15 protein-coding genes are annotated in these 20,716 nt (G+C 64.0%); 8 read left to right on the top strand and 7 right to left on the bottom strand.

Annotation, left to right across the window (positions count from 1 at the left end; translation table 11 throughout):
- Nucleotides 1-112 precede the first annotated feature (112 nt).
- The 7 genes from ahcY (at nt 113) to trxA (ending at nt 13,703) form a co-directional block, all read left to right on the top strand.
- Complete coding sequence (gene ahcY, locus BHMPCIPO_RS17700; protein ID WP_173517981.1) at nt 113-1,513, top strand: adenosylhomocysteinase; 1,401 nt, start codon at nt 113-115, stop codon at nt 1,511-1,513.
- Nucleotides 1,514-1,818: 305 nt separating this feature from the next.
- On the top strand, nt 1,819-4,299 hold the full coding sequence (locus BHMPCIPO_RS17695) for a sensor histidine kinase (protein WP_173517980.1): 2,481 nt from the start codon (nt 1,819-1,821) through the stop codon (nt 4,297-4,299).
- The gene (gene tsaE / locus BHMPCIPO_RS17690) at nt 4,299-5,810 is read left to right on the top strand and encodes a tRNA (adenosine(37)-N6)-threonylcarbamoyltransferase complex ATPase subunit type 1 TsaE (protein ID WP_173518211.1); all 1,512 of its coding nucleotides are present in this window, start codon (nt 4,299-4,301) and stop codon (nt 5,808-5,810) included. Before BHMPCIPO_RS17695 ends, tsaE begins: the two co-directional genes overlap by 1 nt.
- A 10-nt stretch (nt 5,811-5,820) precedes the next feature.
- On the top strand, nt 5,821-6,552 hold the full coding sequence (locus BHMPCIPO_RS17685) for a nucleotidyltransferase family protein (protein WP_173517979.1): 732 nt from the start codon (nt 5,821-5,823) through the stop codon (nt 6,550-6,552).
- 2 nt (nt 6,553-6,554) lie between these two features.
- Nucleotides 6,555-9,737: a double-strand break repair protein AddB gene (gene addB, locus BHMPCIPO_RS17680; RefSeq protein WP_312033034.1), complete on the top strand. Its 3,183-nt coding sequence runs from the start codon at nt 6,555-6,557 to the stop codon at nt 9,735-9,737.
- The gene (addA, locus tag BHMPCIPO_RS17675) at nt 9,727-13,293 is read left to right on the top strand and encodes a double-strand break repair helicase AddA (protein ID WP_173517977.1); all 3,567 of its coding nucleotides are present in this window, start codon (nt 9,727-9,729) and stop codon (nt 13,291-13,293) included. Before addB ends, addA begins: the two co-directional genes overlap by 11 nt.
- Before the next feature lie 86 nt (nt 13,294-13,379).
- The gene (gene trxA / locus BHMPCIPO_RS17670; protein ID WP_173517976.1) at nt 13,380-13,703 is read left to right on the top strand and encodes a thioredoxin; all 324 of its coding nucleotides are present in this window, start codon (nt 13,380-13,382) and stop codon (nt 13,701-13,703) included.
- 97 nt (nt 13,704-13,800) lie between these two features.
- Here trxA and BHMPCIPO_RS17665 read toward each other — a convergent pair whose 3' ends face one another.
- The 5 genes from BHMPCIPO_RS17665 to BHMPCIPO_RS17645 form a co-directional block, all read right to left on the bottom strand.
- On the bottom strand, nt 13,801-15,144 hold the full coding sequence (locus tag BHMPCIPO_RS17665; protein WP_173517975.1) for a bifunctional folylpolyglutamate synthase/dihydrofolate synthase: 1,344 nt from the start codon (nt 15,142-15,144) through the stop codon (nt 13,801-13,803).
- 91 nt (nt 15,145-15,235) lie between these two features.
- Nucleotides 15,236-16,150 (bottom strand): acetyl-CoA carboxylase, carboxyltransferase subunit beta, encoded by a 915-nt coding sequence (gene accD / locus BHMPCIPO_RS17660; RefSeq protein WP_173517974.1) that lies wholly within the window; start codon nt 16,148-16,150, stop codon nt 15,236-15,238.
- Nucleotides 16,151-16,200: 50 nt separating this feature from the next.
- A complete protein-coding gene (gene trpA, locus BHMPCIPO_RS17655) occupies nt 16,201-17,040 on the bottom strand; it encodes a tryptophan synthase subunit alpha (RefSeq protein WP_173517973.1) in 840 nt (279 codons plus the stop codon).
- A gap of 4 nt (nt 17,041-17,044) precedes the next feature.
- Complete coding sequence (gene trpB / locus BHMPCIPO_RS17650) at nt 17,045-18,265, bottom strand: tryptophan synthase subunit beta (protein ID WP_173517972.1); 1,221 nt, start codon at nt 18,263-18,265, stop codon at nt 17,045-17,047.
- The gene (locus BHMPCIPO_RS17645; protein WP_173517971.1) at nt 18,262-18,936 is read right to left on the bottom strand and encodes a phosphoribosylanthranilate isomerase; all 675 of its coding nucleotides are present in this window, start codon (nt 18,934-18,936) and stop codon (nt 18,262-18,264) included. Before BHMPCIPO_RS17645 ends, trpB begins: the two co-directional genes overlap by 4 nt.
- A 157-nt stretch (nt 18,937-19,093) precedes the next feature.
- On the opposite strand from BHMPCIPO_RS17645, the gene BHMPCIPO_RS17640 reads away from it, so the two are divergent.
- Nucleotides 19,094-19,288, top strand: a complete 195-nt coding sequence (locus tag BHMPCIPO_RS17640; RefSeq protein WP_034801662.1) for a YqaE/Pmp3 family membrane protein — start codon at nt 19,094-19,096, stop codon at nt 19,286-19,288.
- A gap of 16 nt (nt 19,289-19,304) precedes the next feature.
- Here the strand turns inward: BHMPCIPO_RS17640 and BHMPCIPO_RS17635 are convergent, their stop codons facing one another.
- Both BHMPCIPO_RS17635 and BHMPCIPO_RS17630 read right to left on the bottom strand, forming a co-directional pair.
- Entirely contained in the window at nt 19,305-20,057 is a 753-nt protein-coding gene (locus BHMPCIPO_RS17635; protein ID WP_173517970.1) for a M48 family metallopeptidase, read from the bottom strand.
- A gap of 99 nt (nt 20,058-20,156) precedes the next feature.
- Nucleotides 20,157-20,576, bottom strand: coding sequence for a DUF2852 domain-containing protein (locus BHMPCIPO_RS17630; RefSeq protein ID WP_173517969.1), 420 nt, complete (start codon nt 20,574-20,576; stop codon nt 20,157-20,159).
- Nucleotides 20,577-20,716: the final 140 nt, after the last annotated feature.

The raw sequence follows: 20,716 nt of genomic DNA, 5'->3' as shown, positions 1-20,716 counted from the left end.
ATTCCTGATAGATCGGTCGCACTCTCACCGCGTCGCGCAGGCGCGGGAGGCATAATCGCGCCGCAGTTCGGTTGAAGCCATGCGGCTTGAAGAGATCAGCCCGGAGAATTCCATGACCACCACTCAGGACTATATCGTCGCCGACATCGGTCTCGCCGATTTCGGGCGCAAGGAAATTGCGATCGCCGAAACGGAAATGCCGGGCCTGATGGCCTGCCGCGAAGAGTTCGGCGCTGCGAAGCCGCTGAAGGGCGCGCGCATCACCGGCTCGCTGCACATGACCATCCAGACCGCCGTCCTGATCGAGACGCTGGTTGCCCTCGGCGCCGACGTGCGCTGGGCGTCCTGCAACATCTTCTCGACCCAGGATCATGCAGCCGCTGCGATCGCCGCAAGCGGCGTTCCGGTCTTTGCCGTCAAGGGTGAAACGCTCGAAGAATACTGGACCTACACGGACAAGATCTTCCAGTGGGCCGACGGCGGCGTCTCGAACATGATCCTCGACGACGGCGGCGACGCCACCATGTACATCCTGCTCGGCGCCCGCGCCGAAGCCGGCGAAAACGTGCTCTCGAACCCCGGTTCCGAGGAAGAGGAAATCCTCTTCGCACAGATCAAGAAGCGCCTTGAGGCTTCGCCGGGCTGGTTCACCAAGCAGCGTGACGCCATCAAGGGCGTGACCGAAGAAACCACCACCGGCGTCAACCGCCTGTACCAGCTCCAGGCCAAGGGCCTGCTGCCGTTCCCGGCAATCAACGTCAACGACTCGGTCACCAAGTCGAAGTTCGACAACAAGTACGGCTGCAAGGAATCGCTGGTCGACGGCATCCGCCGCGGCACCGACGTGATGATGGCCGGCAAGGTCGCCGTCGTCTGCGGTTACGGCGACGTCGGCAAGGGCTCCGCAGCATCGCTCGCCGGCGCCGGCGCCCGTGTCAAGGTCACCGAAGTCGACCCGATCTGCGCGCTGCAGGCCGCCATGGACGGCTATGAAGTCGTTCAGCTCGAAGACGTCGTCTCGACCGCCGACATCTTCATCACGACGACCGGCAACAAGGACGTCATCCGCATGGACCACATGCGCGAGATGAAAGACATGGCGATCGTCGGCAACATCGGCCACTTCGACAACGAGATCCAGGTCTCGGCGCTGCGTAACCTGAAGTGGACGAACATCAAGCCGCAGGTCGACATGATCGAGTTCCCGAAGGGCAACCGCATGATCCTGCTGTCGGAAGGCCGCCTCCTGAACCTCGGCAACGCCACCGGCCACCCGTCCTTCGTCATGTCGGCCTCGTTCTCCAACCAGGTCCTGGCGCAGATCGAGCTCTTCACCAAGGGTGAGAAGTACAAGAACGAAGTCTACGTCCTGCCGAAGCAGCTCGACGAGAAGGTCGCTCGCCTGCATCTGAAGAAGCTCGGCGCCAAGCTCACCGAGCTTTCCGAAGAGCAGGCCAGCTACATCGGCGTGAAGAAGCAGGGCCCGTTCAAGGCCGAGCACTACCGGTACTAATCCTTACCCGGGCAATCCACAACATCTTGTGGCCGCGTTCTTGACAAGAGAGCGCGGCCGCTTTTTTGGGCCTCTCCCTTCCCGACGATTCGACTAGGAAGTATGCTCTAACCCATTGATTCGTGATGCCGGTGCGGACCTTGGGCATCGCGGATGGGATGTCTTGTCGATAAGCGGCAAACAGACGGAGACAGACCGGGGATGCAATCGGAACTGACGCAGGCCCTTGACCAGGGCCTCGGTGGAACTGTGCAAGGCGCAACAAGGCCGGCAGCACCCTTCGGGCAGACGGGGATGGCAGCGCCATGAACAGAGACCAAACAGCTATTCCGGGCAGCCGCCGCAAAGGCCCGAAGTTCCTGCGCCACCTTTTGGCCGGCACCGCTCTTTTTGCAGCAACGGATGCCCTCGCCCAGGTCGCGCCGCAGAAGGCCAACATCTTCGGCTCCTCGGAAGTCGTCACTTTCTCCGTGCTCATCGGCGTCATTTCCGCAGCGATGATCTCGGCCATCTGGCTGATCCGCCAACGCGGCAATATCGAAGCGGAAAACCGCGAATTGCGCACCGATCTGTCGGACGCGAACCAGCGCCTTTCACGCTATCAGGCGCTCGTGGCCGACAAGAACCGCCGGATCGTCGTCTGGGACGGACTGCTCGAGCGGGCCGAACTGCTCGGCCAGCTGCCGCCCGAAACCGGCGCGCCGGCAGACGACCGCGAGTTCATGGCCTTCGGCCGCTGGATCAAGGCGCAATCTGCTGGAGAACTGGAAAAGGCGATCGATGCGCTGCGTACCGAGGCGCGCAGCTTCGACCTGGTGCTCGAAACGCAGCGCAACGAAGTCCTGGAGGCCCAGGGACGGGTTTCGGGCGGGCGGGCTTTCGTGCGCTTCATCGCGCTCAACAACATGCGCGCGGAACTCGCCGAGCTGAAACTTGAGCACGACCGGCTCAATTCAGCGCTTGTCTCTTTCCACACCCTTCTCGACGCCATCGATCTGCCGGTCTGGCAGCGCGGCACGGATGGCGCGCTCACCTGGGTCAACGAAGCCTATGCCGACGCGGTCGAGGCTCCCGACGTCGCGACTGCGGTCGCCGAGGGACGCGAGCTGCTCGCGACCGTCGCGCGCGAAAAGATCCGCGCCGTCTCCACGTTCGACACGCCGTTCCGCGACAAGGTTTCGACCGTCGTCAAGGGCAACCGCACCTTCTTCGACGTCGTCGATGCCCGCAGTCCGGCCGGCTCGGCCGGCGTCGCCATCGACGTCTCCGCCATCGAGGCCGTACGCGAGGAACTCAACCGCACGCTCAAGAGCCATGCCGAAACGCTCGATCATCTTGCGACCCCCGTCGCGATCTTCGATGGCAATCAGCGCCTGCAGTTCTACAATCAAGCTTTCCAGCGTCTGTGGAACCTCGACATCGGCTTCCTGGAGCGCAAGCCTGACAATGGCGAGGTGCTCGACCGGCTGCGGGCCGGCGGCCAGCTGCCGGAACAGCTCAACTGGAAACAATGGAAGGTGAATGCGCTTTCCGTCTATCAGGCGCTCGATACGCAGAGCGACCTCTGGCACCTGCCGAACGGCCAGACGCTGCGTGTCTTCGCCACCGCCCGCCCGCAGGGCGGCGCCACCTGGGTGTTCGAGAACCTGACCGAGAAGGTCGATCTCGAAACGCGCTACAACACGCTGGTTCAGGTCCAGGGCGAGACCATCGACCACCTCGCCGAAGGCGTGGCGGTGTTCGGCCCCGACGGTCGCATTCGCCTTTCGAACCCGGCCTTCCGTGCGATCTGGGGCATCAGCGAGGCGGAAGCCAAACCCGGCACCCATATCCGGGCGATCGAGCAGGCCTGCCTCATCTCCTACGACCAGCCGGACGGGTGGAAGCGTTTCACTCACATCATCACCAGCTTCGACGATGAACGGCCCTCGAGCCGCGGCATTCTCGAGCTTCGGACCGGGTTGATCCTCGACTACGCCGTCATCCCGCTGCCGAACGCGCAGACGATGCTGACCTTCGTCAACATCACCGACAGCGTCCGGGTCGAGCGGGCGCTCACCGAAAAGAACGAGGCGCTGCGCAAGGCGGATGCGCTGAAGAACGATTTCGTGCACCACGTTTCCTACGAGCTGCGCTCGCCGCTCACCAACATCATCGGCTTCGCCGATCTGTTGAAGACGCCGGCCTTCGGCGACCTCAACGAGCGGCAGGCGGAATATGTCGACCACATCGCCACGTCCTCGTCGCTGCTGCTGACGATCGTCAACGACATCCTGGATCTGGCGACCGTCGATGCCGGCATCGTCCAGCTCGACATGTCCGATATCAGTCTCACCGACTTCCTCGATGACATCGCCCATCAGATGGCCGACCGGCTGCTCGAAAGTGGCGTGACGCTCAGGATCACCGCCCCTGACAATCTCGGCCGCATGGTTGCAGACCAGCAGCGGCTGAAGCAGATTTTCGTGAAGCTGCTCACCAATGCCGCAAACTTCGCGCCGGATGGCAGCGCCATCGAGCTGAAGTGCCGTCGCGAGGGCAGCGACTTCATCTTCTCGGTCTCGGACAGCGGCCCCGGAATCCCGCAGGACGTGCTCGACACCGTGTTCAATCGCTTCGAAAGCTACGGCCAGCGCGGCGGCGCAGGTCTCGGGCTTTCGATCGTCGAGAGCTTCGTCAGCCTGCACCACGGCACCGTCTCGATCCGCAGCAAGGAAGGTGAAGGCACGGAAGTGACCTGCCGCATTCCCTCGGCCGAAGTGCCGACGATCGTCGCGGCCGAATGATGTCGACGATCGAGCGCTTCCTGACGGGCGAGGCGGCAACGATCGAGCTCGGCGAAGATCTGGCGCTGGCCCTGAAGCCCGGCGACTGCGTCGCGCTCTCGGGCGATCTCGGGGCGGGCAAGTCGACCTTGGCGCGCGCGCTCCTTCGGGCGCTTGCCGATGACGACGGCCTGGAGGTCCCGAGCCCGACGTTCACCCTGGTCCAGACCTATGACCTTCGCATTCCGGTCGCGCATTTCGATCTCTACCGGCTGGCTGATTCCAGCGAACTGGACGAGCTCGGCTTCGACGAGGCGCTATCGCAAGGCATCTGTCTCGTCGAATGGCCGGAGCGGGCGGACGACGCCCTCCCCGCCAGCCGCATCACGCTGACGATCGCCCATGATGGCGATGGGCGCCGCGTCAAAATCTCCGGTCCGGACGAAAAGCTGCAGCGCATCGCCCGTACGCTCGCAATCCGTGACTTTCTCGATCACAACGGTCACCCGAACGCACGGCGCCGGCACCTGAGCGGTGACGCCTCGATCCGGGCCTATGAGCGCATTTACCCGGCGGATGGCTCCGTTAGCCGGATTCTGATGGACTCGCCGCGGCACAAGCCCGGCCCCATCCTGCAGGACGGCAAATACTACCAGCAGCTCGCGCATATCGCCGAAGACGTCGTTCCCTTCGTCGCCATCGACCAGCTGCTCATTGCACGCGGCTTTGCGGCGCCGGCGATCTACGCCCGCGATTTCGACCAGGGCATTCTGCTGATCGAGGACCTGGGGTCGGAAGGCGTGCTCGATGCGGCGGGGGAACCGATCGCCGAGCGCTATATCGAAAGCGCGCGACTGCTCGCCCGCCTCCATGCCAAACAGACCGACAAGGAGATCGTGGTCGATCCGACGGTCAGCCACCGCATTCCCGATTTCGACCGGACGGCGATGAAGATCGAGACCCGGCTCCTGATCGACTGGTACCTGCCCTGGAAACGCGGCGAACCGGCAAGCGACGACGAGAAGCGCGAATATTCCGACATATGGGACGGCTTGATCGATCTCCTGCAGACGTCCGAGACCAACCTGCTCTTGCGCGACTTCCACTCGCCGAACATCATCTGGCGCGGCGACCGCCAGGGCCTTGACCGAATCGGCCTCATCGATTTCCAGGACGCGATGATCGGTCCGACCGCCTATGACGTGGCATCGCTGGTGCAGGACGCGCGCGTGACCATCGCGCCTCCGCTTGCCAGCCGGATGATGGAAACCTATCTCGCGGAACGGCGCGCAAGCGGCAGCTTCGACGAGGCGACTTTCCTGCGCGACTGGCACCTGATGTCGGCACAGCGCAATTGCAAGCTCGTCGGCATCTGGGTGCGGCTGATGCAGCGAGACGGCAAGCCCGGCTATATGAAACACATGCCGCGCACTTTCGCCTATCTTCAGGCGGCGCTCACACATGAATCGCTGAAACCCTTGTATGACTGGTGTATGAAGACCGGAATCCTCGTTTCCGAATCAGCGAACTGACAGAGAAGCAATGTCGATCAGCAATGCGATGGTGCTCGCCGCGGGCCTCGGCACCCGGCTCCGCCCGATCACCGACACCATGCCGAAGCCCCTCGTGGAAATCGCGGGCAAGCCGATGATCGACTACGTGCTGGACCTGCTGGTGGAGGCCGGCATTACTAGGGCCGCGGTCAACGTTCACCATTTCGCCGACCAGATGGAAGGGCATCTCAGCCGGCGGAGCGCGCCCGAGATCCTGATTTCCGACGAGCGCGACGCGCTGATGAATTCCGGCGGCGGCCTCGTCAAGGGGCTGAAACTGCTGCCGGATGGCCCGGTTCTGGTGATGAATGCCGATCTCTTCTGGGTCGGAGAGGACACCAGCAGACCGAGCAATCTTACGCGGCTTGCTGCGGCCTTCGATCCCGACCGCATGGACATGCTGCTGCTCTGCGTACGCGACGAGAACACGACCGGGCATAACGGCAAAAAGGACTTTTCGCTCGGCGCCGACGGGAAGCTGACGCGTTACAAGGAAGGTCTGCCGAACCCGGTGGTCTATGCCGGCGCGATCGCGCTTCACTCCCGGCTTTTTGCCGATGCGCCGGATGACGCTTTCAACCTCAACATCTACTTCGACCGTGCGGCCGAGAAGGGACGCCTCCACGGCATCCTGCTCGAGGGTCACTGGATGACTGTCGGCACGCCCGAAGCGATCGGCGAAGCGGAAGCGGCGATCCGCCGCCATCAGCCGGGAGGATGAGCGTGAGCGGCCGCCGGTCCAACGTCTTCACGATCCCGCCCGGCCTCCCGTTCCTGAAGACACTCGCCGAAAGGCTTTGCGACGGTAGCCTGACCCCGGACTTCCGCTACGATCCGGCCGATCCCCTGCCGCTTGCGGGCGTGACGATCTTCGTGCCGACACGGCGCTCGGCCCGTGTGCTCAGATCCGAATTCGTCGATCTGCTCGGCGGCCGCTCCACCATCCTGCCTACCATCAAGGCGCTCGGCGAGACCGACGACGACAGCGGCTTCTTCGATGCCGAGGTACCGGCGATCCTCGATCTGGCCCCGCCCCTGCCCGGCACGGCGCGCCTGATCGAGCTTGGGCGGCTGATCCTTGCCTGGCGCAACCGGCTGCCGAAGGTGGTGCTCGACATTCATGCGGAGAGCCCGCTGATCGCGCCGGCAAGCCCGGCGGATGCGATCTGGCTCGCGCGCAATCTCGCCGAACTCATCGATGCGATGGAGACGGAAGAACTGGATTGGGACGAGCTCGACCGGCTCGATGCCGGCGAGCATGCGCTGTGGTGGCAGCTGACGCTCGAATTCCTGAAGATTGCCCGCAGCTACTGGCCGGAGCGGCTGGAGGAGCTCAAGCAATCCTCCCCTGCCCGCCACCGCAACGCCATCCTTCAGGCCGAAACGCAGCGCATCGCCGCCGGCAAGATCGAGGGCCCGATCATCATAGCTGGTTCGACCGGCTCGATTCCTGCGACCGCCGCGCTGATTGCCGCCGTGCAGAAGCTTCCAAACGGCACGATCGTGCTGCCCGGTCTCGACCAGACGATGAGCGATGCCGAATGGGACATGATCGTCGCCGACGCAGCCCTTGACGGCAGGCCGGACCCAGCAAGCCGCAGCCATCCGCAATACGGCTTCTACCGGCTGCTGAAGCGCATGGGCGTCATCCGGTCGGACGTGACCACCCTGGCCGACGCCGAAACGGACCTCGACGTCCGCGCCGAGATTCTCTCGTATGCCCTTCTGCCGACCAAGGCGACCAGTGCCTGGACCGAAAGGCGCAGCGAACTCGATGGCGAATCGCTGCACGCCGCCTTCAGGGATGCAGCCCTCATCGAAACCGCCAACGAACGCGAGGAGGCGGCCGTCATTGCCGTTGCGTTGCGGCTGGCGCTCGAAGGCAGCGAGGATAGCCAGGCGGCACTGATCACGCCGGACCGAAATCTCGCACGACGGGTCGGCGCCGAGCTTGCCCGCTTCGGTATCGAGGCCGACGATTCCGCCGGCACGCCGCTGTCCTCAACGCCTCAGGGCAGCTTCATGCGCCTGCTTCTGGAGGCTAGTCTGCGCCCCGGCGATCTCGTGCCCTTGGTGGCACTGCTCAAGCACCCGCTGGCGCGCTTCGGGCTATCGTGTGAGACGATGCGTCAGGGCGCCGACGCGCTCGAACGCATGGCGCTGCGCGGCAGCACCGCAACCGTCGATATCCTCGCCCTGGAACCCCTGCTCGATGCGGCCATTGCCGGGCACGGGGCCGATCGCCACCCGCCGGAGTGGCGCGTCGGCATCGGCGCCGAGGAGCTTCAGGCAGCCCGCGATCTGGCGATGAAGATCGGCCACGCAGTGGCACCGCTCGCTTCGGCACTGAGCCGCAGCAAGGACGGCAGCCGTGTTTTCTCGGAGGAATTCACCTTCGCCGACTGGGCGACGCGTACCGGCCAGGCGCTGGAAGCGGCCTCGGCCGACGAGCGCGGCGATCTCGGTGGGCTCTGGTCCGGCGAGGCGGCGGATACGCTGGCGACCCTGCTTCGCGGCATCATCGAAACCGATGGCCAGATGACGGCGGATGGACCGCAATGGTGCGATGTCATGGAAGCGCTCGCCGCCGGCGCAGCGGTCAAGCCGCGTTCCATGCGCCATCCGCGGGTCTTCATCTTCGGCGCGCTGGAATCACGCCTGCAGAGCATGGATCTGGTGGTGCTCGGCGCCATGAACGAGGGCAATTGGCCGGGCCAGACTGCCAACGATCCGTTCCTGTCGCGCACGATGAAGACGGGCATCGGTCTCGAACCGCCGGAGCGACGCATCGGCCAGCTGGCGCATGATTTCCAGATGGCCTGCGGCGCACGGCGACTGATCTTCACCCGCTCGATGCGCCAGGGCGCGGCACCCACCGTCGCCTCGCGCTGGCTACAGCGCCTGCTGGCGCTTGGCGGCAACCGGCTAGTTGAGGCCTTGCAGGCCAATGGTGCGGACTATCTGACCTGGGCCCGAATGCTCGACGATGGGGGGCGGCAGCCGCTTGCCGAACGCCCGGCACCCAAGCCGCCGGCGGACCTGCAGCCGCGCAAGTATTCCTTCAGCGAGGTCTCGCGCCTGAGGCGCGACCCCTATGCGGTCTACGCCCGGCGCATCCTACGCCTGCATCCGCTGCTGCCGTTCAACAGCGACCCCGGCCCGGCCGAGCGTGGCACGCTTTATCACCAGATCGTCGAGCGTTTCGTGCGCTCCGGCGTCGATCTGATGTCGCCCGCGGCCGAAGAGGAAATGCATCGGCTGCTGAACGAGGTCTTCGATGAGGCGCGGCTGCCGACGCATATCGACACGATCTGGCGGCCACGCTTCGCCGCCGTCGGCGCGGCTTTCATCAAGTGGGAGCGGGAACGCGCACGCTTCATCCGCCGCTCGCGCACCGAGGTTCCGGCATCGATGGAACTGGGCATCGCCGACATGCGGTTGACCGGCATCGCCGACCGGCTCGATACGATGACCGACGGCAGCGTCGAGATCATCGACTACAAGACCGGTTCCAGCCCATCGGCGACGGAAGCCCGCGTGCTGCTTGATCCCCAGCTCGCCCTGGAGGCGGCGGCGCTCAAGGCCGGCGCCTTCAAGGACGTGCCACCGAGCCATCCGCAGTCGCTGCTCTATGTCCGGCTCAAGCCCGGCTCACGCTTCAAGTCGGATGCGGTCAACAACGAAGGCAGCAGGTCGAAGGAGACCAGATCCGCGGACCAGCTTGCCGACGAGTCCCTGGCCGAGCTCAGAAAACTGCTCAGCGCCCTTCTTTCGGGAAAACACGGTTTTGCTTCCCGGCTGATTGTTCAGAAAGAGCGCGACTACGGTGGCGAATACGACCATTTGGCACGTGTGGCCGAATGGTCGACGGCCGATAGCGAGGAGGAGAACGGCGATGAGGGATGACAGCCCCGGCCCCGAGCAGGCGACGCCGCAAGCCTGGCTCGACTGGACCTCGCGCCGGCAGTCGCTTGCCTCCGACCCCGCGCGTTCCGCCTGGGTTTCGGCCAATGCCGGATCCGGCAAGACGCACGTGCTGACCCAGCGGGTGATCCGGCTGCTGCTCGCCGGCTGCCGGCCGTCGGCCATCCTCTGCCTGACCTATACCAAGGCGGCCGCATCCGAAATGTCGAACCGCGTCTTCGAGCGTCTGGCGGAATGGGTCACGCTCGACGACGCGACGCTCGAAAAGCGGATCGAGGCGATCGAGGGCGAGCGGCCTGGTCTCCTGAAGCTGCAGGAAGCGCGCCGCCTCTTCGCCCGCGCGTTGGAGACGCCGGGCGGCCTGAAGATCCAGACGATTCACGCTTTCTGCGAAGCACTGCTGCATCAGTTTCCACTGGAAGCCAACGTCGCCGGACATTTCTCGGTCCTCGACGACCGCGCTGCCGCCGTACTGCTTGCCGATGCGCGCCGTATGCTACTGACGGCGACGGCAGCCAAGGACGATCCGGAACTGGCGCGCGCCTTTGCCACCGTGCTGAACCTCGCCGACGACACCGGGCTGGAAAGGCTACTCGCGGCGATCGTCGAGAACCGGACCTCGATCCAGATCTTTCTCGAACATGCCGGCGCGTATGGCGGCACCGAGGCCGAGCTGCGCAGGGCCCTGAAGCTGGCGCCGGATGAAAGCGTCGACAGCGCCATGGCCGCGATCTGGCCGTTGGCGGGACTGAACGGCGCGGCCCTGAAACGATATTTCTCGCTTGCCGCGAGTGTCGGCGGAACAAAAGTGCTCGACTTCGCCGGGGGACTCCGAAACGTTTCCAAGCTCACGGACGTGAGTGCGCGCTACGACGGTCTCCGGCACCTGTTCTTCACCGGAACTGGTAAGGCCCGGGCACAATCCACCTTCCTCAACAAGGCGATGCAGCAGGCGGCCCCCGATCTCGTGGACCTCGTGGACGAAGCCTACCGCCATGTGGTCGCCTGCATCGATCACATCAGCATTCTCAAGATGTTCGAGGCGACGCTTGCGGCGCTGACGCTCGCCGAAAGGCTCAACGTCGACTACGAGGAGCTCAAGCGGCGCCGCAGCCAGCTCGATTTCGAGGACCTGATCAACCGCACCGCGGCGCTCTTTGCCCGCGGCGACGTCAGCGCCTGGGTGCATTACAAGCTCGACCAGGGTATCGACCACATCCTCGTCGACGAGGCGCAGGATACCAGCCCGGCGCAATGGACCATCATCCAGGCGCTGGCCGCCGACTTCTTTTCCGGCGAAAGCGCCCGCGGCGCCAACCGCACGATGTTTGCCGTCGGCGACGAGAAACAGTCGATCTATTCCTTCCAGGGTGCGCGGCCAGAGCGGTTTTCGCATGAGAGCCAGGAAACCGAACGGCGCGTGCGCGACGGCGGCAAGGCCTTCGAGCCCATCCGCCTACAACTCTCCTTCCGCTCGACTGTCGACGTGCTTTCCGCCGTCGATACCGTCTTCGCCAATCCGGCGCATGCACGGGGCCTCAGCGCCCGCAGCGAACCGGTCGTTCATGCTTCGAACCGCATCGGCCATCCCGGTGCGGTCGATATCTGGGACGTGGTTGCCGCCGAACCGATGGATACGGACGAGGAATGGACCGCGGCCTTCGATGCGACGCCTGAGAGTGCGCCGGTCAACATCCTCGCACGTCGGATCGCCGGCGTGTTGGAGAGCTGGATCGGCAAGGAGACCATCGTCGAGAAGGGTGTTCGCCGGCCGATGCGTCCGGGCGACGTGATCGTGCTGGTCCGCAAACGCGACGCCTTCGTCAATGCGCTGACCCGGGCGCTCAAGCGCCGCAACAACATTCCGGTCGCCGGCGCCGACCGGCTGGTGCTCACCAAACATATTGCGGTCCAGGATCTGCTTGCTCTCGGGCGGTTCGTCCTCTTGCCGCAGGACGATCTCTCGCTCGCCGCGCTGCTGAAAAGCCCCTTGTTCAATCTCGGGGAAGACGCGCTGTTCGAACTCGCGGCGCGCCGCAAAGTAGGCGAAAGCCTGTGGCAACGTCTGCAGGCGGAGGCGGCCGATGGTATCCTGTTCCACCAGGCAGCAAGGGTACTGAAAGGCTATGTGGCGCTCGCAACCCAGCTTGCACCGCACGATTTCTATGCCCGCATTCTTGGCGTGCATGGCGGCCGGGCGGCCTTCCTGGCGCGGCTCGGCACCGAGGTCAGCGACATTCTCGACGAGTTCCTCACCTTCGCGCTCGACCAGGAAAGAAGCGGCCTCCCCGGACTGCAGGCCTTCGTTTCGACACTGGAAATGGAAGCGCCGACGGTCAAGCGCGAACAGGACAAGGAACGCGACGAAGTCCGGATCATGACCGTGCATGCCGCCAAGGGTCTCGAAGCGCCCGTCGTCTTCCTCGTCGACGGCGGCGGCGCACCCTTCAGCAACCAGCATGTCCCTTCGCTCCGCTTCCTCGAGCTTCCTCGAGCAGATGGCGCGATCCTGTCACTGCCGGTGTGGCGCGCACCGGGCTCGGAGTCGAACTCGCTGATCACCGCCGACAGCGATCGTCTGAAAACGCTCGCCGAGGAAGAATATCGGCGCCTGCTCTATGTCGGCATGACCCGCGCCGCCGACCGTCTGGTCGTCTGCGGCTACCGCGGACAGCGGGCCGTAGCCGAAACATGGCATGCTATGGTTCAGGCGAGCCTGGCCGGGGACGAAAGCGGCCGCGGCCATCCGACAACCTTCCATGCCGGCGGCGAGGAATGGTCCGGCCATGCCTGGCGTGAACGACAGCTTGAGCGCGACCTTCCCTCCAAGGAAGCGCTCTCGCCGGATGCCAGCCGTCCGGCGTCCGGCCTGCCGAAGGCGCTTTCGACACCATTGCCACCGCAGAAGCGGCTGCCACGCCCGCTCAGCCCTTCCGGCGTCGGGATCGCCATCGACGAGGACGACGGCGATGGGCTCGTCGGGTCCGCCCTGTTTTCGGAAAAGGCACCGGCAAATCTCTCGATGTTGCGCGGCGCCATCCTGCACCGCCTGCTGCAGGTCCTGCCCTCCATTCCGGGCGATGATCGCCGCGCCGCAGCCGAGCGCTATCTTCTGCGTTCCGTGCCCCGCTGGTCGCCCGAGCAGCGCGCCGCGCTGATTGCCGGCGTCGAGAATGTGCTCGACCACCCCGATCTCAGGGCGCTCTTCTCGGCCGGCAGCCGCGCCGAAGTCTCGGTCATGGGCACGCTCACGCTCGGCACGCGCGATCACGCGGTTTCCGGCCGCATCGACCGGCTCGCCGTCGGCGACGGGATCGTGACCATTGCGGATTTCAAGACGAACCGACAGGTGCCGGCTTCGCAGGAGGATATTCCCTTCGCCTACAGGGCACAGCTGGCGATCTATCGCGAACTCTTGCGGCCGCTCTATCCCGGGCACAGGTTCCGATGCGTGCTGATCTTCACCGAAGGGCCGGCAATCCACGTCGTTGCGGATCAGGTGCTCGACAGGAGCCTTGAAGACCTCGCGACAAAGTGAGATACCGGATATTGAAAATCCAGCGGCGCCCTCTCACATGAGGCACAACATCTGGATACTGCCATTCCGAACGCAAGGAGCAGCCTATGGCTACTGTAAAGGTCGATACGTCCAATTTTCAGCAGGAAGTGCTGAACGCCGCCGAGCCGGTGGTTGTCGATTTCTGGGCTGAATGGTGCGGCCCGTGCAAGATGATCGCACCGAGCCTCGAGGAAATCTCCAACGAGCTCGCCGGTAAGGTCAAGGTTGTTAAGCTCAACATCGACGAAAATCCGGAACTGGCTGCCCAGTACGGCGTCCGCTCGATCCCGACGCTCGCCATGTTCAAGGCCGGTGAAGTGGCCGACATCAAGGTCGGCGCCGCACCGAAGACGGCCCTTTCCTCGTGGATCTCCACGGCTGTCGCCTGAGACGTTCGCTGACTAACTACTGCAGCAGAAAGCCCGGAACCCCGGGCTTTTTTCTTGTCTTGCATCTGGTACCGAGATGGCGGCGGCGCCTTCGGAATCACTTCGGCGGTGTGCCGTTGTCGGCGAGAACGTCACCCACCAGATAGAGCGAGCCGCCGATCAGGATGCGTGGCGGCGCCGGGTCTTCGTCGACCAGATTGGCAATGATCGTCAGCGCTTCGGCAACGGAAGAGACGGCAGAGGCTTCGAACCCGACGGCAGCCGCATCGCTTGCAAGCGCCACCGGATCAAGGCCTGCGTCGGAACCACGGATCGGAACGGTGAAGACCTGCTCGGCAAGATCGAGAAACGCCCGGAAATAGCCGACCGGATCCTTGGTATTGATCATGCCGATGATCAGGAAGAGGGGCCGCGATTCGCGTTCTTCGAACGTCGCCATCGCCTCGGCGATCACCTGGCCGGCACCCGGATTATGGCCACCGTCGACCCAGATTTCCGCGTCGGCCGGGCCATAATGCGTCAGCTTGCCGCTGGTCAGGCGCTGCAGGCGTCCAGGCCACTCGACGCCGGCAAGACCTCTTTCGATCGCCGCTTCGGAAACGTCGAAGCCTGCGGCCCGCACCGCACGAATGGCCGCCGCGGCATTCGCATATTGATGACGTCCCGGCAGCTTCGGCAGCGGCAGATCGGCAAGTCCGCTCTCGTCCTGATAGACAAGACGGCCGAACTCCTCATGCGCCATGAAGTCCTGGCCGTAGACGAAGATGGGGCAGCCAAGCCGCTCGGCCGTCGAGATCAGCACCTCGCGCGCCGTTTCCTCTTCCTGCTGGCCGATCACCACCGGGCAGCCGCGCTTCATGATTCCGGCCTTCTCCGCGGCGATCAATTCGACCCGGTCGCCGAGATAGGACTGATGGTCGAGCGAGATCGGCATGATGACCGAGGCGGCCGGGCGGACAAGGACATTCGTCGCGTCGAAGCGACCGCCGAGGCCTACCTCGATGATCGCGACATCCGCGGGATGCTCGGCGAAGAGCAGGAAGGTGACAGCGGTCAGGATTTCGAAGACGGTGATCTTCTCGCCGCCATTGGCTTCGGCGACGCGGCGCACGGCCTCGGCCAGAACGGGATCGCTGACGAGCCGTCCCTTGCCGCCCTTGACGCCCAGGCGGTAGCGCTCGTGCCAATTGACGAGATGCGGCGACGTGTGGACGTGAACGCTGAAACCGGCCGCTTCCAGGATCGCCCGCGAGAACGCGGTTGCCGAGCCCTTGCCGTTGGTGCCGGCGACATGGATCACCGGCGGCAGGCGGTCCTGCGGATTGCCGAGCGCAGCGAGAAGCCGGGTGATCCTGTCCAGCGACAGGTCGAAGCCCTTTGGGTGGAGGGCAAGGAGTTTTTCGATCTCATAGCCCGCTTCGCTGGCTTCCACCGCTGTCATCTCTCACCGCCCCGACAAGCTCGACTGCCAAGGCATCTCCACGCGGAGATGCTTCATTTTGTTCTGTGTAGCTCCGGTTACCCGAGCTTTTTCAAGCGCTTGCCGCGACCGGCAAGGCAGCCGGCTGTGTGCCGCCGTTGAGTTTCGAGGCTTCCGCCGGCTTCTTCATCAGGATCTTCAGAACCCGGGCGAGCGTTGCCGGCAGATCATGGCGCTTGACGACCATGTCGACCATGCCGTGCTCCAGCAGATATTCGGAGGTTTGGAAACCTTCCGGCAGCTTCTCGCGCAGCGTCTGCTCGATCACACGCTTGCCGGCAAAGCCGATTTCGGCGCCGGGCTCAGCCATGTGAATGTCGCCGAGCATCGCATAGGACGCGGTGACGCCGCCGGTCGTCGGGTTGGTGAGCACGACGATATAGGGAAGACCGGCTTCCTTCAGCAGGTTGACGGCAACGGTGGTGCGCGGCAGCTGCATCAGCGACAGGATGCCTTCCTGCATGCGGGCGCCGCCCGATGCCGGGAAGATGACCAGCGGGCACTTCTCGGCGATCGCCTTTTCGAAGGCCTTGATGATCGCCTCGCCGGCAGCCATGCCGAGCGAGCCGCCGATGAAGTTGAACTCGTGCACGACGGCAACGAGCTTGACGCCCTGGACGCGGCCGAGGCCGGCGACGATCGTGTCTTCGAGTTCGGTCTTGGTGCGGCTGTCGCGCAGGCGGTCGACATACTTCTTGGAATCGCGGAACTTCAACGGGTCCTGCGCAACCTTCGGCTGCGGCAAGGCTTCATAGATGCCGCCGTCGAACAGGTCCTTCAGCCGGGCCTTGGCCGGCATCTTCATGTGGAAGCCGGACTGCGGAATGACCCACTTGTTTTCTTCGAGATCGCGGTGGAACACCATCTCGCCGGTTTCCGGGCACTTGATCCAGAGATTTTCCGGAACTTCCCGGCGGCCCAGCATCGAGTTGATCTTCGGCCGAACGTAGTTTGTGATCCAGTTCACTTAGTAACTCCTGAAGATTTCCTTCGGGTTGTGCGCGCTAATATAGGCAATTATTCGGCTGCTGCGAGGCGTGCGGACCGCACGCCTGCCGAGAGCCCTCTAACCAGCGCTTCAACACCCGGAACCGTCGCGTCAGTCGCCTTGCCCTCTTCGGTCAGGCTCGACGCGATCTGGTTGACGATCGCCGTACCGACGACCACGCCATCGGCGGATGCTCCGATGGCCCTTGCATGTTCTGCCGTCTTGACGCCGAAACCGACGCAAACCGGCAAGTTGGTGTGCGCCTTGATACGGCCGACGGCACCGGCAATCAACGACGGATCGGGCAGAGCCGAACCGGTGATGCCGTTCATCGACACGTAGTAGACGAAACCGGAGGTGTTTTCGAGCACCTTCGGCAGGCGGCGGTCGTCCGTGGTCGGCGTCGCCAGGCGAATGAAGTTGATGCCCTTCTCAAGCGCCGGAACGCAGAGCTCGTCGTCCATTTCCGGCGGCAGGTCGACGACGATCAGGCCGTCGATGCCGGCGGCAAGCGCATCCGTCAGGAAGCGGTCGACGCCATAGATGTAGATCGGGTTGTAGTATCCCATCAGCACGATCGGCGTGCGCTGGTCTTCCTCGCGGAAGCGGCGCGCGATCTCGAGCGTCTTGGCGAGCGTCTGGCCGCCCTTCAGCGAGCGCTGACCGGCAAGCTGGATCGCCGGGCCATCGGCCATCGGATCCGAAAAGGGCATGCCCAGCTCGATGACGTCGGCCCCAGCCTTCGGCAGCGCCTTCATGATCGAGACCGACGTCTCGAAGTCAGGATCGCCGCCCATGAAATAGGTGACGAGGACCGGACGTCCCTCGGCCGCAACATCGGCAAATCTCTTGTCCATGCGTGCGGTCATGATCTTACTGCCCCATTCCCAAAATCTTGCCGACGGTGAAGATGTCCTTGTCGCCGCGCCCGGAGAGATTCATCAGGATGATCTCGTCCTTGCCCATCTTCGGCGCGCGCTTGATGACTTCGGCAAGCGCATGCGACGGCTCGAGCGCCGGGATAATGCCTTCGAGGCGGGTCAGCGTCTGGAACGCTTCGAGCGCTTCGTGATCCATGATCGGCACGTATTCGACACGGCCGACATCGTTCAGCCAGGCATGTTCCGGGCCGATGCCGGGATAGTCGAGACCGGCCGAAATCGAGTGGCCTTCCTTGATCTGGCCGTCGCCGTCCTGCAGCAGATAGGTGCGGTTGCCGTGCAGCACGCCGGGCGAACCGGCGGTGATCGACGCGCAATGCTCGTCGCCCTCGATGCCCTTGCCGCCGGCTTCGACGCCGACAATCTTGACGCTTTCATCATCGAGGAACGGATGGAAGATGCCGATTGCATTGGAGCCACCGCCGACGGCGGCAACGACGAGATCCGGCAGCCGGCCTTCGGCGGCAAGCATCTGCTCCTTGGCTTCCTGGCCGATGACGGCCTGGAAATCGCGGACCATTTCCGGATAGGGATGCGGGCCGGCAGCCGTGCCGATCAGGTAATAGGTGCTGTCGACATTGGTGACCCAGTCGCGCAGCGCCTCGTTCATCGCGTCCTTGAGCGTGCCGCTACCGGCAGTTACCGGCTTCACCTCGGCACCGAGCAGCTTCATGCGGAAAACATTGGGCGCCTGGCGCTCGACATCGGTCGCGCCCATGTAGACGACGCAGGGAAGGCCGAAGCGGGCCGCGACTGTCGCCGAAGCCACACCGTGCTGGCCGGCACCGGTCTCGGCGATGATGCGTGTCTTGCCCATGCGCTTGGCAAGCAGAATCTGGCCGATGCAATTGTTGATCTTGTGCGAGCCGGTGTGGTTCAGCTCTTCGCGCTTGAAATAGATCTTGGCGCCGCCAAGCTCGGCCGTCAGCCGTTCGGCGAAATAGAGCGGGCTCGGCCGGCCGATATAATGGGCGCCGAGATGTGCCAGCTCCGCCTTGAACGCCGGATCGTCCTTCGCCTTGTTCCACTCGTCCTGCAGGTCGAGGATCAAGGGCATCAGCGTCTCGGCCACGAAGCGGCCGCCAAAAATACCGAAACGACCGTCCTCGTCGGGACCACCCCGGTAAGAATTCAACTTTGGCGCCTGGTTCACGTCCTGCTCCCTGACCGTGGCATGCCCGCCTCCGCCTGGCGAACGGCATTGAAAAACGATTCCATGAGCTTCAAATCCTTGACGCCCGGCGCGCTCTCGACGCCGGAGGAGGTATCGATGGCGCGGGCCTGGGTCTGCGCCAGGGCCTCGCCGATGTTGTTGGCATTGAGACCACCGGAAAGCATGTAATCGACGCTTCCGTCAAGCGCGTCGAGCAGCCGCCAGTCGAAGGAGACGCCGTTGCCACCCGGCAGATCCGAGCCGGCGGGCGGCTTGGCATCAAGCAGGAAACGGTCGGCGATGCCGATATAGGCGTCGATCTTTTCGAGATCCGAGGCTTCGCGCACCGAAAGCGCCTTCATGACCGGAAGGCCGTACATCGCCTTGACCGTCAGCAACTGTTCCGGGCTCTCGCTGCCATGAAGCTGCAGGATATCCGGATTGAGCGCCGAGACGATCTCATCGAGCTCGTCGTTGTCGGCATCGACCGTGACCGCAACGATCTTCGCACGACCACGAATCCGATCTGCCAGGCGGCCGGCATCATCGGGCTCGATGTTCCTGGGGCTCTTCGGGAAAAAGATGAAGCCGGTATGGGATGCGCCGAGCGCCACAGCGCGCTCAACCGCTTCCGCGGTCTTCAGCCCGCATATCTTTACTTCGGTTTTCATGAGAAGCGACCTTGCATGAAATGTCGCCCGAGTCGAGCCAAAAACCGACGCGCGGCCTGCCAGCCAGCGCCCCCGGCACCTATGCCCCAACGGGTGTGCGCCACTTGCGCGACCGGCGAGCTTTCACCATATGCATTTTACCATAATGGAGAGACTGATGCGCCTGTTGCTCGCGCTTATCCTACCCTGGCTGCAGTTTTTCACGATCGGCCGGCCCTTTGCCGGCCTCATCTGTCTGATCCTGCAGCTCACACTGATCGGTTGGGTTCCGGCGGCGATCTGGTCGGTCTATGCGCTCAGCCAATACAAGACCGACGAGAAGATCCGCGAAGCGCTGCGCCACCGCGCATGATCTCCGGCTGGCCGGCTCAGTCGAAGTCGATGGCGTGAAGCATCGTGCCGTTGCGGCGGAGCCAGCGCTTGGCATCGTCCGTATCCGGGCACAATTTCCCACACAGCGCCCAAAAATCAGGCCCGTGATTCATCTCCTGCAAATGCGCGACCTCGTGCGCTGCGAGATAGGCGATGACCTTCGGCGGTGCCATGACGATGCGCCAGGAAAAACTCAGCGCCCCATCTGCAGAACAGGATCCCCAGCGGCTGCGCGTGTCCTTGAGCGACAGCGACTTCGCTCGCCGGCCGATGCGACCGGTATAGATCGCCACCAGACGATCGAGATCCTGGCGGGCCTCTTTCTTGAGAAAATCGACGATGCGCCGGTTCAGATGCTCCTCGCCGCCGCTGACGCGCAACACCGGCTCGTCATCAAGCACGATCGCTTCCGTCAGGCCGCGGATCTTGCCGGTGCGCTCGATGCGATGGGAGATGCCGCGGATGAGGATGGAACCGCCCTCCTCGATCTGGCTTTCGCCGGAGAAGCGGGCAAGCTTCGTCATCAGCCAACCCTGATGGCGGCTGAGAAAGGCATTGACCTCGCGCTCCGACAGACCTTGAGGGATCGTCATCTTCAGTGCCCGGCCGCCGGGCTCGATGCGAAGCGTCATGCGGGTCGCGCGTACGTTCTGCTTGATCGTCAGCGGCAAGGACTTGCCGGCGACCACGATCTGCCGCGTCGTGGCGGGTGGTGCAGGTTGAATGCGCCGCTTGAAGGAAGGGAACATGCAGGCTTTCTAACCGATTCGCGGGGCTTTCGCCTACAGTGCCGCGAGACGCGAACGGATATCCGGCGTTTCATGTGAAACGCCGGAAGCATCATCGGGTCAGTGAGCTTCGACAACCGGGCCGGAGCCGCCGTTCTTGCGGTCGCGCATGAAGCGGTCGAACTCTTCCTGGTCCTTGGCACGGCGAAGCTCGCGCACATAGGTGTCGAATTCTTCACGCATTTCGTCGAGCTTGCGGCGCTCCTCGTCGAGGCGCGCAAGTTCGGCTTCGCGCCAGTCGTCGAAGGCGACGTTGCCGGTGCGGTGCGTCCAGTTGGAGCGGCGACCGCCGCGCTTGAATGCAGAGCACATGCCATCCACCGTATCGTTGGCGTCTTTCTTGAACGTCTTGAGCTTTTCGCCGAACAGAATGTAGGCGAGCATGGCCAGGCCCAGTGGCCAGAAGACCACGAAGCCGAGCACCATCAGGGCGATGGTCGCGGGCGTCCAATCCGGACGGATCATTGCAGATTGGTTCATCTTCAGGATTCCTCGCAATCATCCGGGCCGCCCATGCGACCCGATGAAAACGATGTGGGAAGGCGACCCTGGCTGTGCAAGACGCCCTCCCCCGGAATCGGACAAACCTTTGACTCTGCGCGGTCAAAACGGCCCGGTGA

The organism is Ensifer sesbaniae (assembly GCF_013283665.1).
Lineage (GTDB): Bacteria > Pseudomonadota > Alphaproteobacteria > Rhizobiales > Rhizobiaceae > Ensifer > Ensifer sesbaniae.
This window is presented reverse-complemented; position numbering and strand designations above follow the sequence as displayed.